At 57.1% G+C, this 25276-nt stretch carries 25 protein-coding genes; 9 read left to right on the top strand and 16 right to left on the bottom strand.

Annotation, left to right across the window (positions count from 1 at the left end; translation table 11 throughout):
• The first annotated feature begins 2 nt into the window (after window positions 1–2).
• Window positions 3–1031, top strand: a complete 1029-nt coding sequence (rfbB, locus tag Q0650_RS17295; RefSeq protein ID WP_298821252.1) for a dTDP-glucose 4,6-dehydratase — start codon at window positions 3–5, stop codon at window positions 1029–1031.
• 44 nt (window positions 1032–1075) lie between these two features.
• Here the strand turns inward: rfbB and Q0650_RS17290 are convergent, their stop codons facing one another.
• Together Q0650_RS17290 and Q0650_RS17285 are read right to left on the bottom strand one after the other, a co-directional pair.
• Window positions 1076–1279, bottom strand: coding sequence for a hypothetical protein (locus Q0650_RS17290; protein WP_298821249.1), 204 nt, complete (start codon window positions 1277–1279; stop codon window positions 1076–1078).
• Window positions 1267–1989: a TIGR00730 family Rossman fold protein gene (locus tag Q0650_RS17285; RefSeq protein WP_298821247.1), complete on the bottom strand. Its 723-nt coding sequence runs from the start codon at window positions 1987–1989 to the stop codon at window positions 1267–1269. The genes Q0650_RS17290 and Q0650_RS17285 overlap by 13 nt, the downstream gene beginning before the upstream one ends.
• A 67-nt stretch (window positions 1990–2056) precedes the next feature.
• On the opposite strand from Q0650_RS17285, the gene Q0650_RS17280 reads away from it, so the two are divergent.
• Window positions 2057–2638 (top strand): thymidine kinase, encoded by a 582-nt coding sequence (locus tag Q0650_RS17280; RefSeq protein WP_298821245.1) that lies wholly within the window; start codon window positions 2057–2059, stop codon window positions 2636–2638.
• Between the two features lie 146 nt (window positions 2639–2784).
• Here Q0650_RS17280 and Q0650_RS17275 read toward each other — a convergent pair whose 3' ends face one another.
• The 12 genes from Q0650_RS17275 to Q0650_RS17220 form a co-directional block, all read right to left on the bottom strand.
• Window positions 2785–3447 (bottom strand): PspA/IM30 family protein, encoded by a 663-nt coding sequence (locus Q0650_RS17275; protein ID WP_298821244.1) that lies wholly within the window; start codon window positions 3445–3447, stop codon window positions 2785–2787.
• 248 nt (window positions 3448–3695) lie between these two features.
• Window positions 3696–4412 carry a 16S rRNA (guanine(527)-N(7))-methyltransferase RsmG gene (gene rsmG, locus Q0650_RS17270; RefSeq protein ID WP_298821242.1) on the bottom strand — a complete coding sequence of 239 codons (717 nt, stop codon included), beginning with the start codon at window positions 4410–4412 and terminating at the stop codon, window positions 3696–3698.
• Window positions 4413–4418: 6 nt separating this feature from the next.
• A complete protein-coding gene (gene nadD, locus Q0650_RS17265) occupies window positions 4419–5036 on the bottom strand; it encodes a nicotinate-nucleotide adenylyltransferase (RefSeq protein ID WP_298821240.1) in 618 nt (205 codons plus the stop codon).
• A gap of 9 nt (window positions 5037–5045) precedes the next feature.
• Window positions 5046–5288, bottom strand: a complete 243-nt coding sequence (locus tag Q0650_RS17260; RefSeq protein ID WP_298821238.1) for a hypothetical protein — start codon at window positions 5286–5288, stop codon at window positions 5046–5048.
• A gap of 12 nt (window positions 5289–5300) precedes the next feature.
• Entirely contained in the window at window positions 5301–6203 is a 903-nt protein-coding gene (locus Q0650_RS17255; RefSeq protein ID WP_298821236.1) for a hypothetical protein, read from the bottom strand.
• An 87-nt stretch (window positions 6204–6290) separates the two neighbouring features.
• A complete protein-coding gene (locus tag Q0650_RS17250; RefSeq protein WP_298821234.1) occupies window positions 6291–6953 on the bottom strand; it encodes a hypothetical protein in 663 nt (220 codons plus the stop codon).
• A gap of 307 nt (window positions 6954–7260) precedes the next feature.
• On the bottom strand, window positions 7261–7905 hold the full coding sequence (locus Q0650_RS17245) for an N-carbamoylsarcosine amidohydrolase (RefSeq protein WP_298821232.1): 645 nt from the start codon (window positions 7903–7905) through the stop codon (window positions 7261–7263).
• Window positions 7906–7965: 60 nt separating this feature from the next.
• Complete coding sequence (locus Q0650_RS17240; RefSeq protein WP_298821230.1) at window positions 7966–9903, bottom strand: hydantoinase B/oxoprolinase family protein; 1938 nt, start codon at window positions 9901–9903, stop codon at window positions 7966–7968.
• Between the two features lie 67 nt (window positions 9904–9970).
• Window positions 9971–12016 (bottom strand): hydantoinase/oxoprolinase family protein, encoded by a 2046-nt coding sequence (locus Q0650_RS17235; protein ID WP_298821228.1) that lies wholly within the window; start codon window positions 12014–12016, stop codon window positions 9971–9973.
• Window positions 12017–12061: 45 nt separating this feature from the next.
• Window positions 12062–13015 carry a hydroxymethylglutaryl-CoA lyase gene (locus Q0650_RS17230; protein WP_298821226.1) on the bottom strand — a complete coding sequence of 318 codons (954 nt, stop codon included), beginning with the start codon at window positions 13013–13015 and terminating at the stop codon, window positions 12062–12064.
• A complete protein-coding gene (locus tag Q0650_RS17225; RefSeq protein ID WP_298821223.1) occupies window positions 13015–14223 on the bottom strand; it encodes a CaiB/BaiF CoA-transferase family protein in 1209 nt (402 codons plus the stop codon). The genes Q0650_RS17230 and Q0650_RS17225 overlap by 1 nt, the downstream gene beginning before the upstream one ends.
• Before the next feature lie 6 nt (window positions 14224–14229).
• Complete coding sequence (locus Q0650_RS17220) at window positions 14230–14937, bottom strand: GntR family transcriptional regulator (RefSeq protein WP_298821221.1); 708 nt, start codon at window positions 14935–14937, stop codon at window positions 14230–14232.
• Between the two features lie 665 nt (window positions 14938–15602).
• Here Q0650_RS17220 and Q0650_RS17215 point away from each other — a divergent pair.
• A complete protein-coding gene (locus Q0650_RS17215; protein WP_298821219.1) occupies window positions 15603–16601 on the top strand; it encodes a glycosyltransferase family 2 protein in 999 nt (332 codons plus the stop codon).
• Window positions 16602–16683: 82 nt separating this feature from the next.
• Here the strand turns inward: Q0650_RS17215 and Q0650_RS17210 are convergent, their stop codons facing one another.
• On the bottom strand, window positions 16684–16854 hold the full coding sequence (locus tag Q0650_RS17210) for a hypothetical protein (RefSeq protein ID WP_298821217.1): 171 nt from the start codon (window positions 16852–16854) through the stop codon (window positions 16684–16686).
• 212 nt (window positions 16855–17066) lie between these two features.
• On the opposite strand from Q0650_RS17210, the gene hflX reads away from it, so the two are divergent.
• Window positions 17067–18446 carry a GTPase HflX gene (gene hflX, locus Q0650_RS17205; RefSeq protein WP_298821214.1) on the top strand — a complete coding sequence of 460 codons (1380 nt, stop codon included), beginning with the start codon at window positions 17067–17069 and terminating at the stop codon, window positions 18444–18446.
• 372 nt (window positions 18447–18818) lie between these two features.
• Entirely contained in the window at window positions 18819–19607 is a 789-nt protein-coding gene (locus Q0650_RS17200; protein WP_298821212.1) for an ABC transporter permease, read from the top strand.
• Window positions 19608–19644: 37 nt separating this feature from the next.
• Here the strand turns inward: Q0650_RS17200 and Q0650_RS17195 are convergent, their stop codons facing one another.
• Window positions 19645–20961, bottom strand: a complete 1317-nt coding sequence (locus Q0650_RS17195) for a folylpolyglutamate synthase/dihydrofolate synthase family protein (protein ID WP_298821210.1) — start codon at window positions 20959–20961, stop codon at window positions 19645–19647.
• A 203-nt stretch (window positions 20962–21164) separates the two neighbouring features.
• Between Q0650_RS17195 and Q0650_RS17190 the strand changes: the two genes are divergently transcribed.
• The 4 genes from Q0650_RS17190 to Q0650_RS17175 are packed head-to-tail and all read left to right on the top strand — an operon-like array spanning window position 21165 to window position 25218.
• Window positions 21165–22376, top strand: a complete 1212-nt coding sequence (locus tag Q0650_RS17190) for a DNA double-strand break repair nuclease NurA (RefSeq protein ID WP_298821208.1) — start codon at window positions 21165–21167, stop codon at window positions 22374–22376.
• Window positions 22377–22997, top strand: coding sequence for an HAS-barrel domain-containing protein (locus Q0650_RS17185; RefSeq protein ID WP_298821206.1), 621 nt, complete (start codon window positions 22377–22379; stop codon window positions 22995–22997).
• A gap of 46 nt (window positions 22998–23043) precedes the next feature.
• Window positions 23044–24069: an LLM class F420-dependent oxidoreductase gene (locus Q0650_RS17180; protein WP_298821204.1), complete on the top strand. Its 1026-nt coding sequence runs from the start codon at window positions 23044–23046 to the stop codon at window positions 24067–24069.
• A gap of 6 nt (window positions 24070–24075) precedes the next feature.
• Entirely contained in the window at window positions 24076–25218 is a 1143-nt protein-coding gene (locus tag Q0650_RS17175) for a pyridoxal phosphate-dependent aminotransferase (protein ID WP_298821198.1), read from the top strand.
• Window positions 25219–25276 lie beyond the last annotated feature (58 nt).

The following is a 25276-nucleotide window of genomic DNA, read 5'->3' as shown; positions in this document are numbered from 1 at the left end:
CCATGCGAAATCTGCTTGTTACCGGCGGGGCCGGGTTTATCGGCAGCAATTTTGTTCATTACATGCTGGCCAAATATGCCGATTACCGGATTGTTGTCTTCGATAAGCTGACCTACGCCGGTAATCTGGCCAACCTGGCCCCAGTTGCCGATCATCCAAACTTTGCGTTTGTGCGAGGTGATATTTGTGATATTGAGGCAGTGCGCGCGGCAGTGCGCGCGCATGATATCGACACCATCGTCAATTTTGCTGCCGAAACCCATGTTGACCGTTCGATTATGGCTCCTGATGCCGTCGTGCAAACTAATGTGAATGGAACGTGGGCTTTGCTTGAGGTGGCGCGAGAATTGCAACTGGAGCGGTTTCACCAGATCAGCACCGATGAGGTGTATGGAGCCATCCCGGCGCCGCGTCGTTCGCGCGAGGGCGACCCGCTTGAGCCACGCAGCCCTTATTCGGCCAGCAAAGCCGGCGCCGAGCATCTGGTTTACGCCTACTACATCACCTATGGGGTGCCGATCACGATTACCCGCGGTTCAAACAATATCGGGCCATATCATTATCCTGAAAAGGCCGTTCCTCTCTTTACGACCAATGCTATCGATAACCTGCCGCTACCGATCTACGGTGATGGTTTGCAGGTACGCGACTATCAGTACGTGCTTGATCACTGCGAAGCGATTGACATCGTGCTGCACAAAGGTCAGATCGGTGAAGTCTACAATGTTGGCACCGAAGTTGAGACCCCAAACATCGAAATGGCGCGCAAGATTCTCGATATTCTCGGTAAACCGCACAGCCTGATCCAGCACGTCGCCGACCGGGCCGGTCATGATCGCCGGTATGCGCTTGATTGCTCGAAGTTGCGAGCGTTGGGTTGGCGTTCACGCCACTCCTTCGACGAAGCGCTGGAAAAGACGGTACGCTGGTTTGTCGAGAACGAATCATGGTGGCGACCGATCAAATCGGGTGAATATCTGGAATATTACCGTCGCCAGTACCTCGAACGCAGTGGGTACCCGGCAGGATAACACCGTCTGCGCAGCGTATGTGAGCGCCGCTCGAGCGAGCGGCGCTACGCCGCCGGTCTGATTTCAACGATGTACCCTTCGTCAGTGCGGCGAAAGCGCACGTGACGGGGCGCCGGCGGCAATTGACGCGCGCGCAGTTCGCGCTCGACACAGCGTAGAATCTCTGCCCAGAGGCCGGCTTCGCCCTGGTAATAACGTCGTAGCAAGGCACATAGCCCGGCATCAGCCATCCAGGTTAGTGTGTCCATGGTGCGTTGTCCTTATCACCCTGGTGTTGACGGTAGGATTGGACAATCAGGTCGCAGATCTGTTGCGGATCATCGCAGACCTGCAACCGGTCAATATCCGATTGAGCAATCGTGCCGTTAGCGAGCAACGTATTGCGCGCCCAATCGATCATACCCTGCCAGAACGTTGAACCGTATAACACAATTGGAAAATCGTGAATTTTACCCGTTTGGATCAGCGTTAGCGCCTCAAATAACTCGTCAAGCGTTCCAAAACCGCCCGGGAAGATGACAAAGGCATGGGCATATTTTACAAACATAATTTTACGCACAAAGAAATAGCGAAAACGAACTTCAAGATCGACAAAAGGATTTGCGCCGGCTTCGAAGGGTAATTCAATCGTGCAGCCAACCGAACGACCACCACCGGCGCGCGCACCCTTATTGGCGGCTTCCATCAAGCCAGGGCCGCCACCGGTGATAATGGTGAAGCCGGCTTCGGCTAGTAACCGCGCTGTTTCCGTAGCAGCGGCATAGATTGGCGATGCAGGGGGAATACGGGCTGAACCGAAGATCGAGACTGCCGGTCCAAGACCGGCCATGTTCTCAAAACCTTCGACGAATTCACCCATGATGCGCAACACTCGCCAGGTGTCGGTGTGAGTAAAATCGTGAGCCTGACGGTAAGGATCGGTGCGCAGCAGTCGTTCATCTTCTGTTTGGCGCGACATGGTATGGTATACTCCGCAAGTTAATGGACGATATTGCCAATAGCATACTACATTTTCAGGAGGAACGATGACTCGTCCAGGTGATGGTGGCCGTATCGAGGTCATTTGTGGTTGCATGTACAGTGGCAAGACCGAAGAGCTGATCCGGCGTATGCGGCAGGTGCGGATTGCGCGCCAATCGTATCGAATCTTCACGCCCCGCATGGATACGCGCTATGCTGAAGGCCAGGTGTCGAGCCATAGCGGTAGCCGGCTGGAAGCGATTACGGTTGCAACGATGGGCGAAATTCTGACCTTTGCCGAAGATGCGCAGGTGGTGGCGATCGATGAGCTACATCTGTTTGACGATGATCCGGCAGAGATGGTTCGTGGTTGTCAATTGCTGGCCGACCGCGGCGCGCGAGTCATTGTGGCCGGTCTCGATCTCAACTACCGCGCTGAACCATTTCCGGCGATGATGCATTTGCTTGCGCTGGCTGAGCAGGTTGATAAACTGTACGCGATCTGTGTGAAATGCGGCGCTTATGCTACTCGCTCGCAGCGGCTTATTGACGGCAAACCTGCTCCTGCCAATGCGCCAACCATCGTGGTTGGCGGCCTCGATATGTACGAAGCTCGTTGCCGCGCCTGTTACGAGCCGGCACGGTAGCATGCAACGTTCTTGTACGAGCGTCGATAGAGGGCTGATAATTCCTGAACGCTTCCATTGCCAGCCGCGCTGAAAGATACAAGTGCGGGCGGGTGCAAACCCGCCCGCGCCGCTTAGACGTTGCGTGTTACGTTTGGCGCCCGCAATCAGCTCAAGCCCAGTTTCCGTTTCAGTTCGGCCAGCTCGCTATCAACCTCGGTCTCTTTTTCCAGATCGCGGAAGCGAGCCTCGAGCGAACCACTTTCCAGTTTAGCCATCGCTTCAGCGCGGGCCAGCCGGTCGTCAACCTTCTCTTCCAGTTGATCGAGCTTGTCAAGCGCGCTCACGCGACCGATGGAAGCTGCGGTGCGTTGCAGCGCCTCTTGGGTTTGTGCCCGATTCTTCTTGGCGATAATAAGTTCTTTTCGCGCCTTGACTTCGGCAATCCGGGTTTCGAGATCGATCAGTGCCTGCTGCAACGCCTCTACCTGCTCTTCCTGCGCTTTCTCTTGAGCGCGATACTGCTCGGCCAGCTTCTGGGCCTGCACTTTGCGGGCCAGCGCCGCTTTCGCCAAAGCCTCATCGCCGGCGCGAAGCGCTCGCTCAGCCTTGATTTGCCACTGCTCTGCTTCACCCTCAGCCGCAATCCGCCGCTGCTCGAGTCGGGTCTCATCGGCCATGGCCTGAGCTACGCCTGTTCGGGCTTCGTACAGCTCGTTGGTAAGCTGGCGCAAATATTCATTTGCCATCTTCTCCGGATCCTCCGCCTTGTCGAGCATTGCGTTGATGTTCGCACTGATCAGATCTTTGATACGACCGAGAATGGACATGGGATCTCCTCCTTGTGGATGCCTGATCAAAACGATTGCGGAGCGGCATGATTGCGGTGAAAATGCTAATGGTATTGTAGCACACCGACAATGTCTTCCACAACCGTTGATCTGTACGAATTGACTAGCGTGAAAGTTGCATCAAAATCAGGCAACCATATGTGAACCTCATGCAGTAAGCTGGTCGAGAGCTGATGGCGGAAATTGAAGGAACGTGAGCAGGTCACAACACGCCGGGCCAGCTTCTTTTACAACGGTCGTCGCGCCGGTATTCCCACCCGGCGTGGGAAACGGTCGGGAGTAGGGGCAACTTTGCTGATCACCACCAGACTGCGCGGTTCTTCACCGGGAATGTGTACGGGCTGACAGTAACTTAGCTCGCCGCCAAGCAGACGTAAAGCAGGACGAGCTGCGGCAATTTCAGCTTCGGGATCGCGTCCTTTGGGCGCAAGCAGGCGTCCGCCAACCTGCAACAAGGGCAGCGCATATTCCACCAGTACGCGAAGCTCGGCGACGGCGCGAGCCGTCACAACCTCGTATCGTTCGCGTTCAGCCGGATCGTGGCCGACTGTTTCGATCCGTTCATTGATCACTCGCGTGCCACTCAATCCCAGACAATCGATTACATAGCGGAGAAAATCTGCCTTCTTGCCGGTTGCTTCAACCAGGGTGACCGGTAGAGTCGGATACAAGATTTTGATCGGCAGGGCGGGAAAACCAGCGCCGCTGCCGATGTCAATCAGGTTTGCCGGTAGCCGATACCAATCGCGGGCTAGCCAGAGCGAGTCAAGCAGGTGACGGCGGATCATTGCCGGGCGATCACGCACGGCTGTCAAATTGAAGCGATCATTCCAGATGATCAACTCATCGAGGTAACGGTGAAATTGTGCTAATTGATGCTCGCTCAGCGACAATCCCCAAGCCGCGACAGTTTCGCTCAGTAAACGGTCGGCAGTGTCAGTCATGTGATTTTAGCCCTTGGTGTTGTATAGTTGGTGACGGATCAGGTAAGCGAGTACGGTATCAGGCAACTGGTAGCGAACCGGGCGACCGGTCGCGAGTCGCTGCCGCAGGTCAGTGCTGGAGATGGCGAGTTTTGGGCCTTCGATCACAATAACGCGGTCGCGCAATGCAGGAATAGTTGCGCACAATCCTTCGTAGTCGAAGGTGTATCCCGGTCGCCCAACCACCACCAGGCGGGCGAGTTGGGCGATCTGGTCAGGTTCGCGCCAGCGTGACAGTTCAGCGGCAGCGTCAGCGCCAACGATCAGGAACAATTCCACCCCAGATCCGTAACGCTCCTGGCAGATCCGTAAGGTGTCAATTGTGTAAGAGGGGGGTGGCCGATCAAGTTCAAGCGCAGAAGGGATCAGTGCCGGGTTGTTGGCGCATGCCAGCCTGACCATTTCCAGCCGGTGATGCCCCGCGGCAAGATGGCCTGCTTTGAGTGGTTGGGCAGCAGCAGGCACTATCAAAATCTGATCAAGTTGACAATACCAGCGTGCCTCTTCGACAATTGCCAGATGCCCGAAGTGGATCGGATCAAATGTGCCTCCATAGATTCCGAGACGGCGAACGGCAGCCATCATGGTGCCAGCTCATTCTCCATCCAGTTCCTGAGCCTCTTGAAAGAGGTGCCAGACCAGCCAGACCAGGTCATTCTGGTCGTCGGGATGAAGGTCATCGATATATGGCCAGATCAACTCGGCCACATCACTCCGCGGCAGAACAAAGACCCGCTCACCCAACGAAAAGTGCAACTGAATGGCCAGCTCATCGGCCAGCTCTTGCAAATCGCGTTCAGGCAGACGGTCATCGGTTGTGAAGCGATAGCCGCGCATACGATAACCTGCCTAGCGTGGCCGCAACGCGCGTGTGCGCCGTTCGTCCTCGTAATATTCTTCTCCGTCGCGATCGCGATGCGTTAACTGGCGCGTGGCAGTTTCTGTTTGGTTAGAGGGGCGCCGCGGCAGCAATGAATTTTCGGTCAGCGTTTCAGCGACAAAATCAAGGTATTGGCGAATATCTTCATTATCTTCCAGGCTATTAAACGGAACAGTCGCCCCACTGACAGTTTTTACACTCTCACCAATATCACGCAGCGTAGCATCGATGCCCTTGACCAACCCCCGCATCACTGCGGCCAGTTCTTCCCGTTCTTGCACAGTGAGATTAGCAAAACCGATTAAGGCTTTCTCTTGCGCGCGCAGCAATGTGGCCCGCAAAATTGCAATATCGGCCTGGGTTTGCAACTCGTAACGGCGAACAAGGTGGGCCTGCCTGACCTGCTCGACCAATTCCTCTGAAGTGACCGGTGTCCATAACAACGCCGGAATGATAATAAAGCCAATAATGCCGATCAAGACCTGCTGAATTACCAGGCCAGTGCTTTGCACGACTGGCTGTGACGCCCACCACGTCCATTGTATTTCAAAAGAATAATAGACCAGGTAAAGGGCCGCTATCATCACTGCGACATAACCCCAGGTGCGGGCATTAATCTTCTGCAATAACATGCCGCCAGGCGACCATGGGATAAGGAAGGACATCAGGCTGGGTGGCGCCAGCACGAGGATTGCCGTGTAGGCGGCGGCGATAATCCAGTTGCCGGTAAGCTGGCTCTGAACACCCCACCAGTAAACCGCCGAACCGATCATTGCAATAAAGGCGAGGATTGCGAGCAGCGACTTGGAGGTAAATTGCCATCCGTTGCGGCGGCGTTGCCCACGAACCATTTCAAGATAGCGACTACTCACGGCAGTTCCTTTTCTAACAAAGCTTTCATCCTTCCAACAAAGCCATAAGCCATGATACAGCCTTAAAATAATCACATCGTAACAAGGTTACTGTCCAGGCAAATCCTTGGCCTGGACAGCAGGGGTAAGAAATACAAATGTTTCGATCCAGTCGGAGTATCCGGCAGCGCGGATCCGGTCAATTAAAGCCGGAGAAAGTGCGGAAAGCCCATATGAGCGATTAATCTGATACGGAACTTCAAGGGCTGGCTGGCTATTTTCACGCCAAAAGAACGTTGCCTGAGCCATAAACTCACCATTGATAGTACCGATGAGCACAGGTTGTTGATTTATTGGATCATACCAGTATAATTCGCTGCGTTTTGTTGTATATAAACGCAGTTCAGGAAAGATCTGGCGATCCAGTTGCTGCGCGCGCCAGCGCTCTTCAGGAGAGAGGGCGGGTAATGTCGGTAATGCAATGGTGGGAGCTGGAGCTAACGTGGGAGTAGGTGGGGCAATCATTGTCGGCTGAGGCGTAGCGACAATAATCGCTGTCGTAGCAGTTACCGTTGTGACAGGCGTAGAAAATTCCGTCGCCGGCACTGTGCCTGTCGGCGCTGCAATGGTAGCGCGCAAAGTTTGCGCTAGTGGTGGTAAGGTAGCCGGCAATGGCCCGTTCACTTCCATGGTGGTAGGTAGGGTTGATAAGCATCCACTCAGCGCGACGACCACACCAGCCAGAAGCATCCAGCGATGAAGGTGGCGCATCGCTGTAGACCAAACCCTTTCTAATCAAAACAGCAACAACACGTCATGTCAAATGACGCACATAGAATCGTATCACAAGCTTTCGCGCAAGTCAAGATATGATTTTTTTACTTTTACATGTCGAAATATAGCCATTTCTTGCCGCAAACACGACAAAAATGCCTGCCAATCGCTTGACAATCCGGTAACAGACGCAATAACACGCGCCTGCTACCATCTTCTCGCTGTAAAGATCCGTCAACTTGACGCCGCATATGGTACTGAACGGGTGTCATGGGCTGACAGGTGCGGGTGTTAGTAACAATGGTTACCGCGAGCGATGGTTCAGGTACGCCAGCACTTCATCAACCGCCACGACATCGCCATACTTGCTATCGATATCGAACAGGTTGGCGAGGTGCGGTTCAGGGGCGCGGTCACCAACACATTCGCGCGGTACAATCACCCGAAACCCGTGTTGCATACCATCGACTGCGCTGGCCCGAATACAACCGCTGGTCGAACAGCCAACCATAATCAGCGTATCGACCCGCGATGCTGTCAGGGTCGCAGCGAGATGAGTGCCGAAGAAGGCGCTGGCATACTTTTTTTCGATGACCAGCTCATCTGGTTGCGGACGTAGCTCATCAACGATCTCGATCAGTGGTGAGTTGTGGGTAAGCTGACGCAAAGCCGGCACTTTCTGCACAAAGATGCCCCCGTCACGGCCATCAGTAGCGTAAGCGACCGTTGTGTAAATGACCGGGATCGCCGCAGCGCGAGCAGCGTTTAACACCGGTTGACTGGCGTATACCGCATCAGGAACACCGGGAGCCGCATAGAGCGGCGAGCCGGGTGTGGTATAGGCTTTGATGAAGTCGACGATCAAGAGGGCCGGTCGCTCGCCAAACCCCACTCGTCCGCCCAGACCGTGCTGGCGGTAGTCTCTGGTCAGGTGATCGAACTGGCTCATAATGCGTTTCCCATGCCATATGGTGGGGTGGCATACCCGCCACCCCACCGCCATGTACTGTTAATCAGCGGTAACTTCACGTTGCTCGACAGGCCCTGCCGCGCGTTCGCGGCGGGCAGCGCGGGCCATTGCCCAGCGTACCGGTTGCGGTTTGCGCGGCGCCGGCAGGCCGGTTTCGGCTTCGGCATTGGCCAGCAGTTCTTCCAGGGGCGGTCCGAAGTCAAACCCTTTGATTTCACCGCGCGCAGCCGCTAGCTCGGCCCGTTTGGCTTCCGTCGCTGCATCATCGATTTCGAGCGTGTCGGTTAGCACCACGCCGTAATCGTTGAGCGCCTTCTCACGGCTGACCAGGCCGTAGCGCACATCACGCTGGACCGCCTCTGCCGGTCGAGTGAGCGGATCTTTCCAGCCGCCACCACCAGCGGTGCGGTAAATCAGTTGATCGCCCGGCTCGACTGCGATCTGATCGCATTTGCTGGGCAACACCTGCCGGCTACCGTCGGCGCGTACCAGCAGCTTGCTCGACCGACTGCCCGGTTTGCCGCCCACGTTGCCCCACGGTGGTGTGAGCCAGCGGTCATCGTGGATCGAGATCTCACCCGGCTCGAGGAAGGTATATACCTTCTCAATGCCGTTGCCACCGCGGTGGAAGCCGGCCCCACCCGAATCGATGATGCTGGTGTAACGCTCGATCCGAATCGGGTAATAGCTCTCAAGATACTCGGTTGGGATGTTGGTGAAGAGTGGCCACCACGAATGTCCATCCATCCCATCGCCGATTGGACGGCCTGGGATACCACCGTAGTTGATTTCCATGAGGTAGAAGAATTCGCCATCTTTATCGTAACCTGAGTAGAGCAGGTATGGCGAGGTGCCGTACCCGGCAGCCGTGGTGAATTCGGGTGCTCGCTTGGCCAGTGCGCCGCCGAGTACGTCAAACAGGCGGGTAAGCGCATGCGTGCGGCAGCCGAGTGCCGCCGGAAATTCGGGTTGGATCAGGCTGCCTTTGGGCATCGTGACGTGGAGCAAGGGGTAGAAGCCGTCGTTGAATAAGATTTGCGGGTCAAAGACCATGATCAGGTAGACGCCGATGAACATCTTAAACATCGACTCGTTGAGATAGAAGTTGATCGGCCCCATCGCCTGCGGATCGGTACCTGTCCAATCGAAGTAGGCTTCGTGCCCGACCCGCCAGATGGTCAGTTTCATCTTGAATGGCCCGTTGCCCAACCCATCGTCATCGACGTAATCTTCGAACGATTGCGGCTCTTCGGGCAGATTGCGCACAATCAGCTCCTTCATCGCCCGGTAGGTGCGATCGAGCAGCGCCTGGGTTGCGGCCAGGTACACATCTTTGCCAAAGCGATCACACAGCTCAATCACGCGCTTTTCGGCGGTGCGGCAACTGGCAATGATCGCCATCAAATCGGCGCGATTCATTTCCGGCTGGCGCACATTATTGAGCATAATGTCGAGCACAGCCTGGTTGAGCTTCCCACGCTCATAGATTTTGACCGGTGGCAAGCGCAGTCCTTCGCCGAAGATGGTCGTCGCCGTGGTCGGTAGCGAGCCGGGCAGCGGCCCACCCACATCTTGGGCATGGCCAAACATACTGGCCCAGCCGATCAGTTCACGATCTTCCCCCTCACCGTAGAAAATGGGCAACATCACCAGCAGGTCATTGATGTGGCTGATCGCGCCGCCGCACAGGTATGGGTCTGACAACAAGATGACATCGCCGGGTTCAATCGTCTGATGCCAGTTGTCAAGCAAGCCGGCGATATACGAACCGAACTGGCCGACGATCATGCGTCCGTGTGGATCGGTGATCATAGGGAACTGATCGTGCTGTTCACGGATAACCGGACTCATAGCAGTGCGGTAGAGCACCGCATCCATCTCGTAACGGGTGTTCTTCAGCGCGTTCTCGATAATATCGAGCGTGACTGGATCGATCTCGATCTGAGGGATAGTGGCGATTTTAAGGTTAGTAGCCATTGCTGCTCCTCCCTGATGTGGATAGTAATGCCAGGGCGGCCCGGTATTATGGCGCCGCGGTGCTGGTTTAGCTCCGATTGATCAACAGGTTGAAATAGCGATCGATCGTCGCGGTATGACCGGGCAACACGACGGTAGTACTGTCAACCTCGGTGATAATGGCCGGCCCTTCAACCTGCATCCCCGGGCGCAGTTTATTGCGGTCATACAGTCTGGCTGTAATCCATTCACCGTGGCGGTAGATCTGGTGGTCGCCGGTATATGCGCTGCTGGCGTCAGGATCACCCGGTTCCGCTTCCGGTAACTCAACCTTGGTCACCCGACCGATGCCGACTGCGCGTAGATTGACAATCTCAACGTTACTGTCGAGCATGAAACCGTATGTGCGGTCGTGTAGCTCGTTGAAGCGCCGTACCAGCAACGGAATCAGGTCTTGCTCGAATTCGGCTTCACTTAGCGCAATCGGCATTTCGTAGCCTTGCCGGTAGTAACGCATATCGACAAAATAGCGGATCTCCTGGCGGGCGGGTGGAATGGCCTCTTCGGTCAGCATCGCTCTGGCTTCGCGACCCAGTTCGCGCAGCATGCCAACCATTTCCTCTTGTTCAACCCGATCAACAGTGCGAATGTAAGTGCGGGCAAACTCATCGCGGTAATCGGCGCTGAGATCACCGAGAGCGCAGAGCAGACCGGGCGCCGGTGGCACAATGACCGGGTAGCAGCCGAGCAGCTCGGCAAGCGCGTTGCCGTGCAGTGGCCCGGCCCCGCCAAACGCCATCAGCGCAAACTGGCGTGGGTCGAAACCGCGTTGCACGCTCACCAGCCGGAGCGCGCCAAACATGTTCTCGTTGACGATGCGCAAGATGCCTTCAGCAGCATCCATCAGGCTCAGCCCGGTTGCATCGGCGATCTTCTGCACGGCTGCTTTGGCCGCAGCGACATCGAGTTGCATCGCTCCGCCGAGAATGCTGGGTGGTAGATACCCGCAGACGAGATTAGCATCGGTGACCGTCGGTTCAACGCCGCCCTTGCCGTAGCAGGCCGGGCCGGGTACGGCGCCGGCGCTCTGCGGGCCGACGCGGAGGGCGCGGGTAAGCGAGGGGACGTGGGCAATCGAACCACCACCTGCGCCGACCGAACGGACATCCACCGAGGGGACTTTGACCGGAAAGTAACCCAGTACCGTCTCGCGGGCAATGTTGGGTTCTCCCATACAAAGCGACACATCGGTCGAGGTGCCACCCATATCAAAGGTCAGGATATTGGGGTATCCGGCGCGGATGGCAATATGCAACGCTCCGGCCACGCCGCCCGATGGCCCGGAGAGCAATGTATAAACCGGGTTTTCTTCGGTCGTTTCCGCCGTCATCAGACCAGCATCCGAGCGGAGAATGTGGAGGCGGGCCTGCACGCCGCGCTGGCGTAAGCTATGATCGAGATTGTGGACATACATCTTGACTTTGGGCTTGACGTATGCGTTCATCGTTGCGGTGAGCGTCCGCTCATACTCACGGAATTCCGGCAATACGTCATACGAGATAGTCACCGGCAGATGAGGTGCAACCCGCTGCGCAATCGCCTTCAAACGACGCTCATGGTCAGGATTGGCATACGAATTGATCAGCGAGATGGTCAGCGACTCGATGCCCGAATCGACCAGTTCGCGGATCACCGCTTCAGCCTGCGCTTCGTCGAGTGGGCGCACCACCTCGCCGCGGGCGCTCATACGCTCGCGCACTTCGCGGGTATCAGCAAGCGTGGCCGGTGGTTCGGGCTTAATCATAATCATCCAGCCGGCCAGAGGGCCTGGGGTTTGTGAACGGGCAAGGTGCAGGATCTGCTTGAAGCCTTCAGTCGTGATCAGGCCAACCCGCGCTCCTTTGCCTTCCAGAATGACATTGGTGGCGACAGTGGTGCCGTGCATGATTTGGGCAACCTGCGCCGGTTCGATCCCTGCCTGCTGACAGATCGCCGCAATTCCGGCCAGCACTGCCTCTGAGGGGTCATGGGGGGTGGAAGGTGTCTTGTGGCGCCAGTAGCGCCCGCTCTCCTCGTCGAAGAGCATCAGGTCAGTGAATGTACCACCAACGTCGACTCCGATGCGATAGCTCATGTCTCCATTCCTCCCGATACAATCGTTAGCATCTTGAAAAAAAACCTAGCGCCGATAGTTTGCTGCAATTCCCACCTGCGGGTAGACCGGGCCGGCCTTACCGGTGAGGGCCGGTAAAGGCCGACCAAGGATTGAACTTAACCAATCGGAGGCAGCCAGTAATGCCGGTAGATCGATGCCGGTTGGCACGCCGATACCGTTAAACATATGAGTCAGATCCTCGCTGGCAATATTCCCTACAGCGCGCGGCGCAAATGGACAACCACCGATTCCGCCCAGCGCAGCGTCGAACGAGCGAATGCCGGCCTGCCATGCGGCAAAGGCATTCGCGTAACCGGTATTGCGAGTGTTATGGAGATGAATCGTGAGGGTCACACGCGGTAGTCGTTGTCGCGCCATCTGGCAGAGCGTTGCCACCTGGGTCGGTACGGCCATTCCGGTTGTGTCGGCAAAGACAATTTCCTGAGCGCCCAGATCGACGGCATGTTCGGCGATAGAAAGCGCGCGCTCAACCGGGACATAACCGTCAAACGGGCAGCCAAACGATGCGCCGATAGCGACACCAAAAGCGATGCCTTCCTGATACATCCGAATCGCGAGCTGGCTAAATTCGGCCAGCGATTCGGCAGTAGTGCGCTTGAAATTGGCCTGATTGAGGCCGTCGCTGGCGGCCAGTACCAGCCGAACGTGACGCATCCCGGCAGCGATGGCCAGCTCGTAGCCACGCTGATTGGGGATCAACGCCGTAAAGCGAAAGGAGTCATCGCTGGCGCGGGCAGCGAGATTGTGTCCGCGAGCTGCCAGCGCGCGCGCAATCTCATCGGCGCCAGCCATTTGTGGCACCTGCCGTGGATTGACAAACGAACCAATCTCGATTCGGGGAACGCCAGCGGCGAGCAGGCGTTCAATCAACTCAACCCGTGTAGTCACATCGAGCACCTCAGGTTCGTTTTGCAATCCATCACGGGGAGCAACGTCAATGATGGTTACGGCTTCCATCAGATCACCCGCTTCGCTTGCAACGACGCTATCTCTTCGGCACTCAAACCGAGCAACTCGCCAAAGATCTCCTGGTTGTGCTGTCCCAGGGCCGGCCCGGTCCAATCGATCCCGCCGGGCGTCTCAGACAGGCGTGGCACTACATTCTGCATCTTCACCTCACCGAGGTCGGGGTCTGGCACGCCGACAATTGATTGCCGGGCGATAAAATGCGGGTCATTGAGCATCTCTTTCGCCGTGTAAATACGTCCAGCCGGCACCCCATACTCATCCATCATGGCTTGCAACTGATCGGCGGTATAGTTCACCGTCCAGGCGGCGATCAGGTCGTCTAACTCAGCCTGATGCTCACCACGGGCCTGATGTGTGGCAAAGCGCGGATCGGTAGCCAGCTCGGGACGACCCATGGCCTGGGCGAGGCGGGTAAAGATGGTATCGGCATTAGCGCCAATGACAAACCAGCTTGCATCAGCGGTTGGGTAGATATTCGAAGGGGCGACATTGGGCAAAATATTCCCGGTTCGTTCGCGGATGTGGCCGGTCAACTGATATTCAGGGATCATGCTCTCCATGAGGGCGAGCACGCCTTCGTAGATACCGATATCAACAACCTGTCCCTGCCCGCTGCGTTGCCGTTGATGAAGCGCCACCAATGCCCCAAGTGTGGCGAAGGTGGCGGCCAGCGAGTCGCCGATGCTGATTCCGATCCGGGTCGGAGGGCGGTCGGGAAAGCCGGTAATGGCGCGAATGCCACCCATTGCTTCGCCAATCGAGCCGAAGCCGGCCTTGTCGCGGTACGGACCGGTCTGTCCAAAGCCACTCACCCGGATCATAATCAGGCCCGGATTGAGCGCCCGTAGCTCTTCCCATCCCAGGCCCCAGGCTTCCAGGGTACCGGGGCGAAAATTTTCCAGCACCATATCAACGTGTGGCACCAGTCGTTTGACCAGCGCCTGGCCTTCGGCAGTGCGCAAATCGATAGTGATCGACTTCTTATTTCGGGCCAGTACCGGCCACCATAATGTCCGACCCTTATAGCGATGGCGACCCCATTCGCGCATCGGATCTCCCTTACCCGGCGGTTCGACCTTGATCACTTCGGCGCCAAAGTCGGCCAGTAATTGACCACAGAAGGGACCGGCCAAAAATGCGCCTAGCTCCAGTACCCGAATATCATCAAGTGGTCTTGGTGGTCGTTGACGGTTCACGATAGATTACTCCTCATCAAGTGCAGCGGGAGCGGACTCTGCGCGTTGGCTTTGCAACAGCACGTCGCGACCGTAAAAAATGTGTTCGCGCATCATTGCCCGCGCGCGATCACCATCACCAAGGCGGAGTGCGTTGAGAATGCTGCGGTGAAAGAAGTTCGAAATCTGGCGTTCCTCGCGCCGATACCAGTAGAACGAACGAAACTGGAGCGGAACGGCAACGATCTGGTTCAACATCGTGATCAGTCGCTGATTGCCGGCGGCCTCGGCGATAGTCTGGTGAAATACCGCATTGTGCTCAACCAGGAAATGAACCTCGTCTTGACGGCGTTCAAACGTATAGGTCAGCGACTTTTCCAGCTCGGTGGCTGCCTCCTCCATACGGGATAGTTGAGCGGGAGTAATCCGGCTGGCAGCCAGGTACGCAGCATGCCCTTCGAGCAGAGCGCGTAAGTCATACATCTCGAGCAGGTCGTCAATGGTAAAGCTGCGAGCCACTGCGCCGCGATTGGGAAAGATCTGCACCAGTCCTTCGGCGGCGGCGCGCACCAATGCCTGCCGCACTGGCGTGCGACTGACGCCGAGATCGCTGGCCAGTCGTTCTTCAACCAGCCGTGATCCGGGAGGATAGAAACCCTCAATCAAGAGCCGTCGCAGGCGCTGGTAAACCTGATCGGCGGAAGAGGATTCATCTTTTGTATACAAATGCTCCATTGCAAACCTTGTAGTTGCCTGAAGTGACGGAACGCTTCCCAATGAAGAAATGAGATAATTGATTTCTGAGAAGCAATAAACCAGATATTTCTGAAAATGATAGTTCTTATTCTTTCAGGATATTGTATACAATATATCAGCCTCCAGATTGATTGTCAAGCAGATAGCCGGTTGATTTTGAACGCATACCCGGCGCAGCAACCAGCCGTGGAAACTGCTCACATCATTTTGGGCGCTTGTGCCACTTCCATGCTCGACATAACCAGATGTTCTCGATGCCGTTGTTTGCTTTTTCGTCACTATCGTTTCATGCGAGACATGCGAGCCGCTGCGCCGGGCATCTTTGCGCGTGATCGTTATCGTTTCGGCAAAGTGAAGGGGATTGTTTCAGGCCTGCATTATCAGGTGGCATTCACGGGGAATTCATTCTGCGACACCGCAGTCGGTGCGCACCGCCCTGAGGCAGAGTTACTGCTATCGTTCAAGGTCACGCCGGGCTGATTCCGTCTGCTGAAGCGAGCGTTCATGCAGCGGGGAAATCTGACCGGATGGGCAATACTGCGAGTTTCGGATATGCATGCTCGTGCAGGAGAACGGCAAAGATGCATCGTAGCGCAGATCATACGCTACAATGGCTCTGGCGCGAAGCCTGCTGCGAGGATGTTATGGCAAACCGTCCCTCCATTTCAGTTGTCATCCCTACCTACCATGCCCTCCGCTTCCTGCCGGCCTGTCTGACCGCCATCCGGTCACAGCTTGCCGCCCATGATGAGATCGTGCTGGTCGATAACCACTCGCGCGATCGCGCGGCAGCATGGGTGCGGGCTTTCATGCCAATGGTGCATGTGATCGAGCTGTCGCGCAATACTGGTTTTGCCGGTGGCGTCAATGCCGGTATTGCCGCCGCGCGCGGCGATCTCATCATGTTGATCAACGATGATGCTCTGGCCGAACCAGGGTGTGTCGATGCGTTGTGGCAGGCGTTGCGCGCGCGACCGACAGCCGGCTGGGCAGCGGGGGTGCTGACCTTCAGTCGCCGACCGGAGCTTGTGGCCAGCGCGGGCATCCGGTTTCTTGCCAACGGTATTGCGACCGACCGGGCCATCGGTTTACCGGTGGTAGCATTGCCGTCGCAGCCGCTACCGGTGTTCGGCGCAAGCGGTGGCCTGACGCTCATGCGACGCGAGATGCTGGCCGACATTGGCGACTTTGCCGATTTTTTCAGTTATCTGGAAGATGCCGATCTGGCATGGCGCGCGCAATTGCGTGGTTGGGATTGCGTGCTGGCGCCGCAAGCGCGCGCGCGGCACGTCTATTCGGCAACCGCCGGCATGTTCAGCCCTTTGAAACAGCGGCTGCTCGGTCGCAACCGTATTCGGATGCTGATCCGTTGCGTACCGACACCGTTGCTGACCTCGTGTCTGCCGCTGATCCTGGCCTACGATGGAATGGCGTTGGCGTATGCGGTGTTACACCGGCAACCGGCTATGATTGCTGGCCGTTGCATGGCATTGGCTGAATGGCCGGCGCTGCTGGCGCAACGCCGACAGATTCAGGCGCGCCGCACAGCCTCGCTGGCCGCACTGGCGCGCTGGATCGAGTTGCCTGATGGGCCACTGGCGGTGTTGCGCCGCCAGCAACAGCTTGCGGCGATGGTAGGATGATGTTGCATGAAACAGCGTAGGGCAGTTGTTTCAACTGCCCTCTCGCTGGTATCATCAGTTCTTGCGCTACGCAGGCGCGATCTTATTTACTTACCAGTTGGACATTAAACAGGCGTTGCCACAACCGGTACCACCACGATTGAGCGCGGCGGAGACGACGCGCTTCGCGCACCAGTCGCTCGTGTTCGGCATCGCGGATCAGATCGCGCTGATGCACTTCGGCAGCCGTCAACTCAAGCCACGTGTCATGCATGACCGACCTCCTCTGTCATTGAGCGACGCTTTGACGACGCTGTCTCGCGTCGAGTGGCGGTCTCAATGCAACTTTTGCCCGCCACTGTTCGTAGTGTATATGAGACACCGGGAATTGTGCAAAAAATAACAATTACCGCTGGTTGTCGCTCGACTACTGTCCTGTCACCGGCTTGAAGTGGCGGGACGACAGTGCTACAATAGAGGCTAAGGATGACATCAGTGCTTTTACAGTCAAAGGAGACACCTATTAACGAGATTCGCACTCACGACGGCAAACGACTCTATCCAACTGCAACCCCACGCCGGCGCGCGCTTCTGGTTGGCGCCGAAATTGCCAGTATGCGCAGTCCCTGGCCTGTAGAGGATTCGCTTGACGAATTGACTCTTCTCGCCAGGACAGCCGATCTCGAGGTGGTAGGACGCATCTTCCAGCGTCTGCCGGAACCGCAACCCAAGTTTTTTATCGGACCGGGTAAGGTGAAAGAAGTTGCTGCGCTGCGTGAGCAGACGCAGGCTGACCTGATCGTGTTCGATGATGAACTGAGTCCGGCGCAGACTCGCAATCTTGAAGAGGAATTGCAGACGCAAGTTATCGACCGCACAACGCTGATCCTCGACATCTTCGCCCGTCATGCCCGCACCCACGAGGGGCGTTTGCAGGTTGAACTGGCTCAATACCAGTATCTGTTGCCTCGCTTGCGTCGGCAATGGACACACCTCGAACGGCAGGCCGGCACCGGTGGCGGCACGTCGGCGGGTGGAGTGGTTGGTCTGCGCGGTCCGGGTGAGACGCAGCTAGAAATTGACCGTCGCTTGATTGAGCGTCGTATTGCCTGGCTCAAAGAGCAGTTGGCCGACGTTCACCGTCATCGTGAATTGTATCGGCAGCGGCGGCGTCAGAATGGGGTGCCGATTATTGCTCTGGTCGGCTATACCAACGCCGGTAAGAGTACGCTGCTCAATGCAATGACCGGCGCTGATGTGCTGGCCGAGGATAAGCTGTTTGCTACCCTCGATCCGACGACGCGGCAGGTTTTGTTGCCCGGCAATATCATGGCTCTGATGACCGATACGGTCGGATTTATTCAGAAGCTGCCACCGAAGCTTATTGCCGCGTTCCGGGCGACACTCGAAGAGATCGAGGAAGCCGATCTGTTGTTGCACGTTGTTGATGTGACCCATCGCAATGCGCAAGAGCATGCGCAAACGGTTGAGCAGACGTTACGCGAGCTGGGTGTTGATAAGAAGCCTATTCTGACCGTGCTCAACAAGATCGATCTGCTGGAAGGTGCTACCGCCGAGGAAATCGATCAGATCGCTGCCGAGATGGGTCTGCCTGGTGATATTGTTGCTGTCTCTGCGCAGCAGGGTTGGGGCTTGCAGACTCTCGGAGAGCGGATCGTGGCGACGCTGGCGCAGCGTATGGTCAGGGTTGAAGCCTTTATTCCATACCAGCGCAACGATCTGGTTGCGCTCTGGCGGCAACGTGGTGTGATCGAGCTAGAGGAGTTTGTCAACGAAGGCGCGCATATCATCGGTCGGTTGCCGTCGGCGCTGGCCCCGCAATTTGCGCGCTTTGCCAGGGCTTGAAATGGGGCAGTGATGCCGGTTGCGCGCAAGTCACTCCGGGCGAGAGTAACGAGGCTGAGGCTGCGTTACTCTCGCCCTTGATTTGTCGATATAGCCTGGTAGAAAAAGGACAGGTGGCTGGTAAGGTGTTGTTATCCAGGTCCAATACACTTCGCCAGCAGTAATGCACAGGTTGACTGGCGCGCTCAGCCGGTTCCAATCTGAAGTGTCGATGGGTGTATGATCGTGTGAATGATGCTGACGTGTGGTAATCGCGTTATCCCACCGGCAGGTAATGATTGGCGATCAAGTCAGTTTTGTTCTGTCTGTTCTATCGCGAATGAGTGACAGGTATGTTTGCCTGATTGCGCCGAGAGTATCTTGAAACGCCATATGCTTCGCTATCTTCGTCTCTTCGCGTTATTCGCTCACAACAGTTTCCTGATTGCGCTTGAGTATCGGGTCAACTTTCTGACCTCTCTTCTGCAAAGCACGCTCTGGTTGCTGTGGGGTGTGCTTGGAACCCTGGTCTTCTTTCAGTTTAGCGGCACTCTCGGCGGTTGGACGCTGCCTCAGGCGCTGCTGGTGGTTGGCCTGTTTCGCATCTTTGAAGGCTTGATCGACGGCATCATGCGCCCGAACATTACTCGCATTGTTGAGCATATTCAAAAGGGAACGCTCGACTTTGTGCTGGTCAAGCCGGTTGATAGCCAGTTTATGGCTTCATTGCGCCAGATTAATCTGCTGACAATTCCTGATTTGCTGGTTGGATTTGGCTTGATCGGCTATGGTCTCTGGTTGGGTCAGATATGGCCCACTCCGGCCCAACTGCTCGCTTTCCTCTTCTTGCTGGCCTGCGGTATGGTGACGGCTTACTCGATCTGGATGCTGGTTGTGACCACTGCTTTTTGGCTGGTGCAGGTCGAGAATGTGACCGAACTGCTGACTGCCATCTATGAAACCGGACGTTTTCCGGTTTCTGCCTATAGCCCTGCCATCAGATTGGTGCTTACCTTTGTCATCCCAATCGCCTTTCTCACCACTTTTCCAGCGGCAGCGCTGATCGGTCTGCTGGAACCCTTGTACCTGGCGCTGGCTCCGCTCATTGCCGGTGTAACGCTGCTGGCAGCGCGAATGTTCTGGCGTGTTGGACTGCGCGCCTACACAAGCGCTTCATCATGACCCTCTTCCTCAGCGCGTTCGCCATACCTATACGTGGCTAATCGGCGACAGCGAGACCAAGTGCCTCGCGGGCAGCGCCAGCCACGAAGAGTGAACCGGTAACGCAGATGAGATCTTCGGGGCCGGCCATTGCGCGAGCTGCTGCCAGCGCTTCGGCCACTACCGGCACAATCTGGAGCGGGGCAGTGGTGTAGGGTTCGACTTCAGCGGCGATGCGATCGAGATCCATCGCTTTGGGATGGCTGGAACGAGTAATAATGATCTGTGCTGCATGTGGCGCGAGCGCAGCGGCAATAGCAGCAATGTCTTTGTCGCGTGACGTGCCAAGCACGAGGATACATCGGCGATGCGGCACTTCGGCGGCGATTGCCTGCCACAATTTCTCTGCCGAGTCGCCGTTGTGTGCGCCGTCGATTAAGATGCGTGGCGCGCCATCGATCAGCTCGAAACGACCTGGCCACCAGGCTTCGGCCAGGCCCTGGCGAATGGCCGTGTCATCAATCGCGATCCCTTGCTGGCGCAACAGTAAGGCTGTTCCCATTGCCAGACGCGCATTTTCACGTTGGAAAGCGCCGCGCAGTTTGCCCGGCTGCGGCTGCGCCGGATATCGTAGTGGTTGACCGGTTGCGCGCCACGGTTCAACAGCGGCTTCAGCGGCAAGCCAGAGCGGTGCGCCGACCGACTGCGACTCGGCAGCCAGAACCTGCGCTGCTTCTGCGCGTTGGGGAACAGTGATAGCGGGTCTGCCGGTTCGCATGATACCGGCTTTGTTGAAAGCGATCTCGCGCAGGGTTGGCCCCAGGATCGCCATGTGGTCGAAACTGATTGACGAGATGACTGCTACCAGCGGATTGATCGTTGCCGCAGCGTCGTAGCGTCCACCAAGCCCAACTTCCACAACGGCCAGATCAACCATGGAATCGGCAAAGTGGCGCATCGCTATCACAAAGCCGATATCGAAAGTACTCGGTCGGCCATAGGTGGCAACGTCAAATGCCTCGACAACCGGCTGCACAGTGTTGACCAGCTCGATCAGGGTTGGTTGTGTGATCGGCTCGCGGTCGATCTGGATGCGCTCACGGTACGAGCTGAGATGCGGCGATGTCCACAACCCTACTTTCAATCCGGCAGCGCGCGCCATTGCTTCAATCATGGCGCAGGTGCTACCCTTACCTTTAGTGCCGGCCACAACAACGGCACGCAGTTGTTGGTGCGGGTTGCCAGCATCGGCCAGTAACGCCGTGATCCGGGCCAATCCGCGCGCTGCAATCGCCGGATCGGGCGAACCCTGGCGGGTCGGATCGATGAAGCTGTAGATGTAGTCAAGGGCTTCCTGATATGTTGTTATGGGCATAGTCAACTCTTCACGTTGCTGAGGCGCGATGGGCGCACAGCACACTAGCCTGCGGTCTGCCTGGTCAATCCATCATACCATTGCTATTGGCTGGCGCAAGTATCCGATCAACGTCGTTTTTGTGTGATCGGTCGGGTATCATTGACAGGCAGCGGCGAATCGTCTATGCTGAACGATACGAACAGGTGAGCGAAGGAGCTGGCATGGGTCTCAATCTTGCGGCACTGGGCGAACAGGTGCGGCGTATGAGCCAGACGGTTGCCCAAGAGGTTTCCCGGCGCGATGCGCAGATTGCTATGGTCAGCCAGAAGTATCTGGCCGAAACGGGCAATGAAGAGCATTGGGTTATCGCTGTGCAGCTCAGTGCGCCAACCGCCAACTGGCTGCTGGCCGAACCGGTTGAGCCACTCGATACTGTGGGGAATCTGCCAGAACTGCCAACCGATTACGCAATCGCTGCTACCGATGGTTCACATATTGATGTCGATCGCCACGGCGAGGTCAGTTGCTACCTGATCAACATCGGTCAGGTCTACATTCGCTACGGCCAGCAGACGGCAGCAATCCTCGAGTCGTCACCTCGTCTCTACTTTGCCGAAGCCGATCTGTTCGTGCATGACGGAACCCGGCGGATTCCGATAGAAGGCACTGTGCTGAGTGTGCGGCGCGATGTCGAAGAGGGTTTGGCGTTAGGCGCATTGGCAGAACGCTGTCTGACCGATGTATCGATCCCGCGGTTAGCCTTGCAGGATGGCACACTCATTCGTTGGGCGCTGGCGAATGTCGATGGCAAAGTGCGCGATCATTTTCTCCAACCGTATCTGGCATATCTGGAGAAGATGCGCCTACTCGAAATTCCGGTTGCATCGTACATTAGCCGCAGTCGCTCGCCAGAGGTCATGGGCTTGATGCGGTTGATGTTTTGTCCTGACGTGCAGGTAACAAGTCGGCGCGGGGCCAATTGCGCGCAGTGCAGTGATGTGAAGAACAACCGACAACCCTCGTGTATGATCTGTCACGATTTGATTGATGCCGATCTCTTCCTGCCGCGTCTGGCGGATGGTCAGCGTAGCCCGATCTTTCGTTCCCTGAGCCGGATCAGTGTTATCGGGTACGATCATCACCAGATCCACTTCTTTTTTGTGCGGGTTGGACGTGAGCTTGTCCGGATTGAGGTGCCGGCCTGGGTGGCGGCAAGACCGAAAGCGGTTGATCAGGTGCATGCGCTGGTCTACGACCAGGCTGCGCGTGGGCAGGGTTACCCGGTCGCATTGCAGCGCGCGCATGAGCAGGCAGTCATCCGCAGCGCCGAACGGCGGGTGTTCGAGCAGATGGTGGCCGGAGCGCTGCGGCGGGCCGGTGCGCCTGCCGGTGTTTCGGCCAAACGCGAAAGCAAGCAGTTTGTGCAGGGATGAATGATGATGACAACATCGCCCAATGACCGGATCGGTGAAATAATCGAGTCATCGACAACCATGTTTGTTGCGGCAACCTACGAGTTGCTGGCATCGCCGCCGTTTGGTGCGCTGGTGCAGGCAACCACCCCCGATCCGGCCTTGCGAGTCTACGGCCTGGTTTACGATATTCATACCGGGAGTCGTGAACCGGGAGGGCGGGCAATTGTGCGCGGGCGCGCGTACAGTGGGCGCAATCTGTATGATGAACAAATCTACCGTGAACATCCCGATCTCGGTGAGGTATTGCAAACCGAGTTTGCCGTGTTGACCGTTGGCTATATAAGCGATGGTCGCCTGCTCCAGCGCCTGCCACCGCAGCCGCCTCCGGTTCACTATTCGGTCTATGGTTGTGCGCCAGCGGAACTGGTAACATTCAGTGACCAGCTTGAGTTTCTCCGTACCGTGCTGCTGGCGCCTGGCATACCGAACGATGAATTGCTGGCGGCAAGTGTGCGCGCTCTCGCCGCTGCGCGTCGCGATGGGCCAGCGTATCTGGTGCGGGTAGGGCGCGAGTTGGCCCGTCTGCTCAAAGACGACTATGATCGATTGATGGCGCTGCTTCACCGGTTTCGACCGTAATTGCCGATAGTCGCGCAATGGTGCATTCTTCAATGGAGAACCTGTCATGCTTCTGCTCGATGCCGCTTTTCAAGTCAATGCCAACCCGTTGCCGCACGCTGCTGCCGTGGCGCAAGCCGCCGAAGCAATCGGTTTTGCTGCGCTGTGGGCGCCCGAAACTGCCCACAACCCGTTTCTGGCCATGGCAATCGCTGCCGAACATACCCGGCGGCTGACGTTGGGCACAGCCGTTGCAATTGCCTTTCCGCGCAGTCCAATGGTGACGGCGCAGATCGCCTGGGATCTGGCCGGTTTCAGTGGTGGCCGATTTGTGCTCGGCCTGGGAACGCAGGTCAAAGCCCACATCGAGCGCCGCTTTAGCTGCGTCTGGGATTCGCCAGTGGGTCGGTTACGTGATTATATCGGCGCATTGCGCGCGATCTGGCAATGCTGGCAGACCGGTGGCAAGCTCGATTATCGCGGCCAGTACTATCAGCATACCCTGATGACCCCGTTTTTCAGTCCTGGTCCAATCGCGCATCCTGACATCCCGATCTACATTGCCGGGGTGAATACCGGCCTCGCGCATCTGGCCGGTGAAGTTTGTGATGGGTTTCACGCTCATCCGCTGACGAGCGCGCGCTATTTGCGTGATGTGTTACGGCCACAGATTGCTGCTGGCGCAACGGCTGTCGGGCGTGATCCGGCAGCCTGCGCTATTGCCGGCAGCGCACTGGTGATTACCGGCAACGACCCGGCTGAACGGGCGCACATGCGTTCGTTCGTTCGTCAGCAGATCGCGTTCTACGCCTCTACGCCGACATACCGCGCTGTGCTGGCCTGCCACGGCTGGGAGGAGGTTGGTGAAGCGTTATCGCGTCTTGCCGCGCAGCAGCGGTGGGCCGAGATGCCTGGTCTGATCGACGAAACGATGGTGGAAACCTTTGCCGTTGAAGCCGATCCGGCTGACCTGCCGGATGCTTTGCGTGAACGCTACGAAGGCTTGCTCGATCGAGTGGCGCTCTACATGCCGTTTGTTCCCGGTGAACGTGATACCTTCTGGAGGCATCTCACGGCGTCGCTCAATGGGTAGGTGGTGATGACCGGTGTTTTTTCCCATCTGGATCTCACGCCCAACCGGCTGGAACTGGCTCGCCAGGCCCGGGCCGCGCAGGGTGATCTGATCGATTTGACGGGGAGCAATCCTACCACTCAGGGATTGCTCTTCCCGTCAGAGGTGTTGGCAGCAGCGACAGCAGCCTACTGGCAGCAGCGTTGCTACCGACCCGATCCGCGCGGCGATGCGATGGCGCGGGCGGCGATTGTTAATTACTACAGTCGCCGCTCGCCGCCACTTATCATCACACCCGATGATGTCTTTCTCACCGCAAGCACGAGTGAAGCCTACTATCTACTCTTTTCCTTGCTGTCCGATCCGGGTGACAATCTCCTCGTTCCCAATGTCACCTACCCCTTGTTTGAATATCTGGCCGCGCTGCGCAATCTCGAGTTGCGCAGCTATCAGCTCGATGAAGAACACGATTGGCGGATCAATGCCCGCTCGCTGCGTCGCGCTGCTGACGAACGGACGCGAGCGATCTTGATCGTTTCACCCCACAATCCTACCGGCGCCATTGTTGATCGCCCGCTCGCAACGCTCAATCTGCTCGGCATTCCGGTGATCTGCGATGAGGTCTTTGCGCCATTCACCTATGCTGCTGCGAACACTCCACCCCTCGCCGCGCTTCATCCTGATCTACCCGTCTTCACTCTGAATGGCATTTCAAAGCTCTTCGCGCTACCGGATCTTAAGCTAGGCTGGATTGCGCTTAACCAACCGGCCCGCGTGTTTGCGGCGCGACTTGAACTACTCAACGATACGTTGTTGGGCGCAAATGCGCTCAGCCAGTTTCTACTGCCAACCCTCTTTGCCCAGGGCGAGTCTTTCATGTCGGCGATGGTTGAACGAGTGCGAGAGAATCTGACCCTGGCGCTCAACCGCTTTGCCGGGCATCCCCGCATTCACGCTCGCGCTCCCGCTGGTGGCTATTATCTCTTTCCTGCTGTCAGCGACTGGGATGATGAAGAAGCGCTGGCCCTCTTCTTGCTTGAACGTGGTGTTTTTGTCCATCCCGGCTACTTCTACGGCGATGTGCCTGGTTGCCATGTTATGATTTCGGCATTAACTCAACCAGCCGTATTCGCTGCTGGAGTAGAGCGGCTCTGTGCGGCGCTGGCATAATGGCTTTGTTTTACACCTGAGACGAGCGAGACAGAGCGCCTGGCTCATTCCAGTGGTC

This window comes from uncultured Chloroflexus sp., from assembly GCF_937129525.1.
In the GTDB taxonomy this organism is placed as follows: Bacteria; Chloroflexota; Chloroflexia; order Chloroflexales; family Chloroflexaceae; genus Chloroflexus.
The sequence above is the reverse complement of the archived record's forward strand: the minus strand, read 5'-3'. Positions and strand labels throughout refer to the sequence as shown.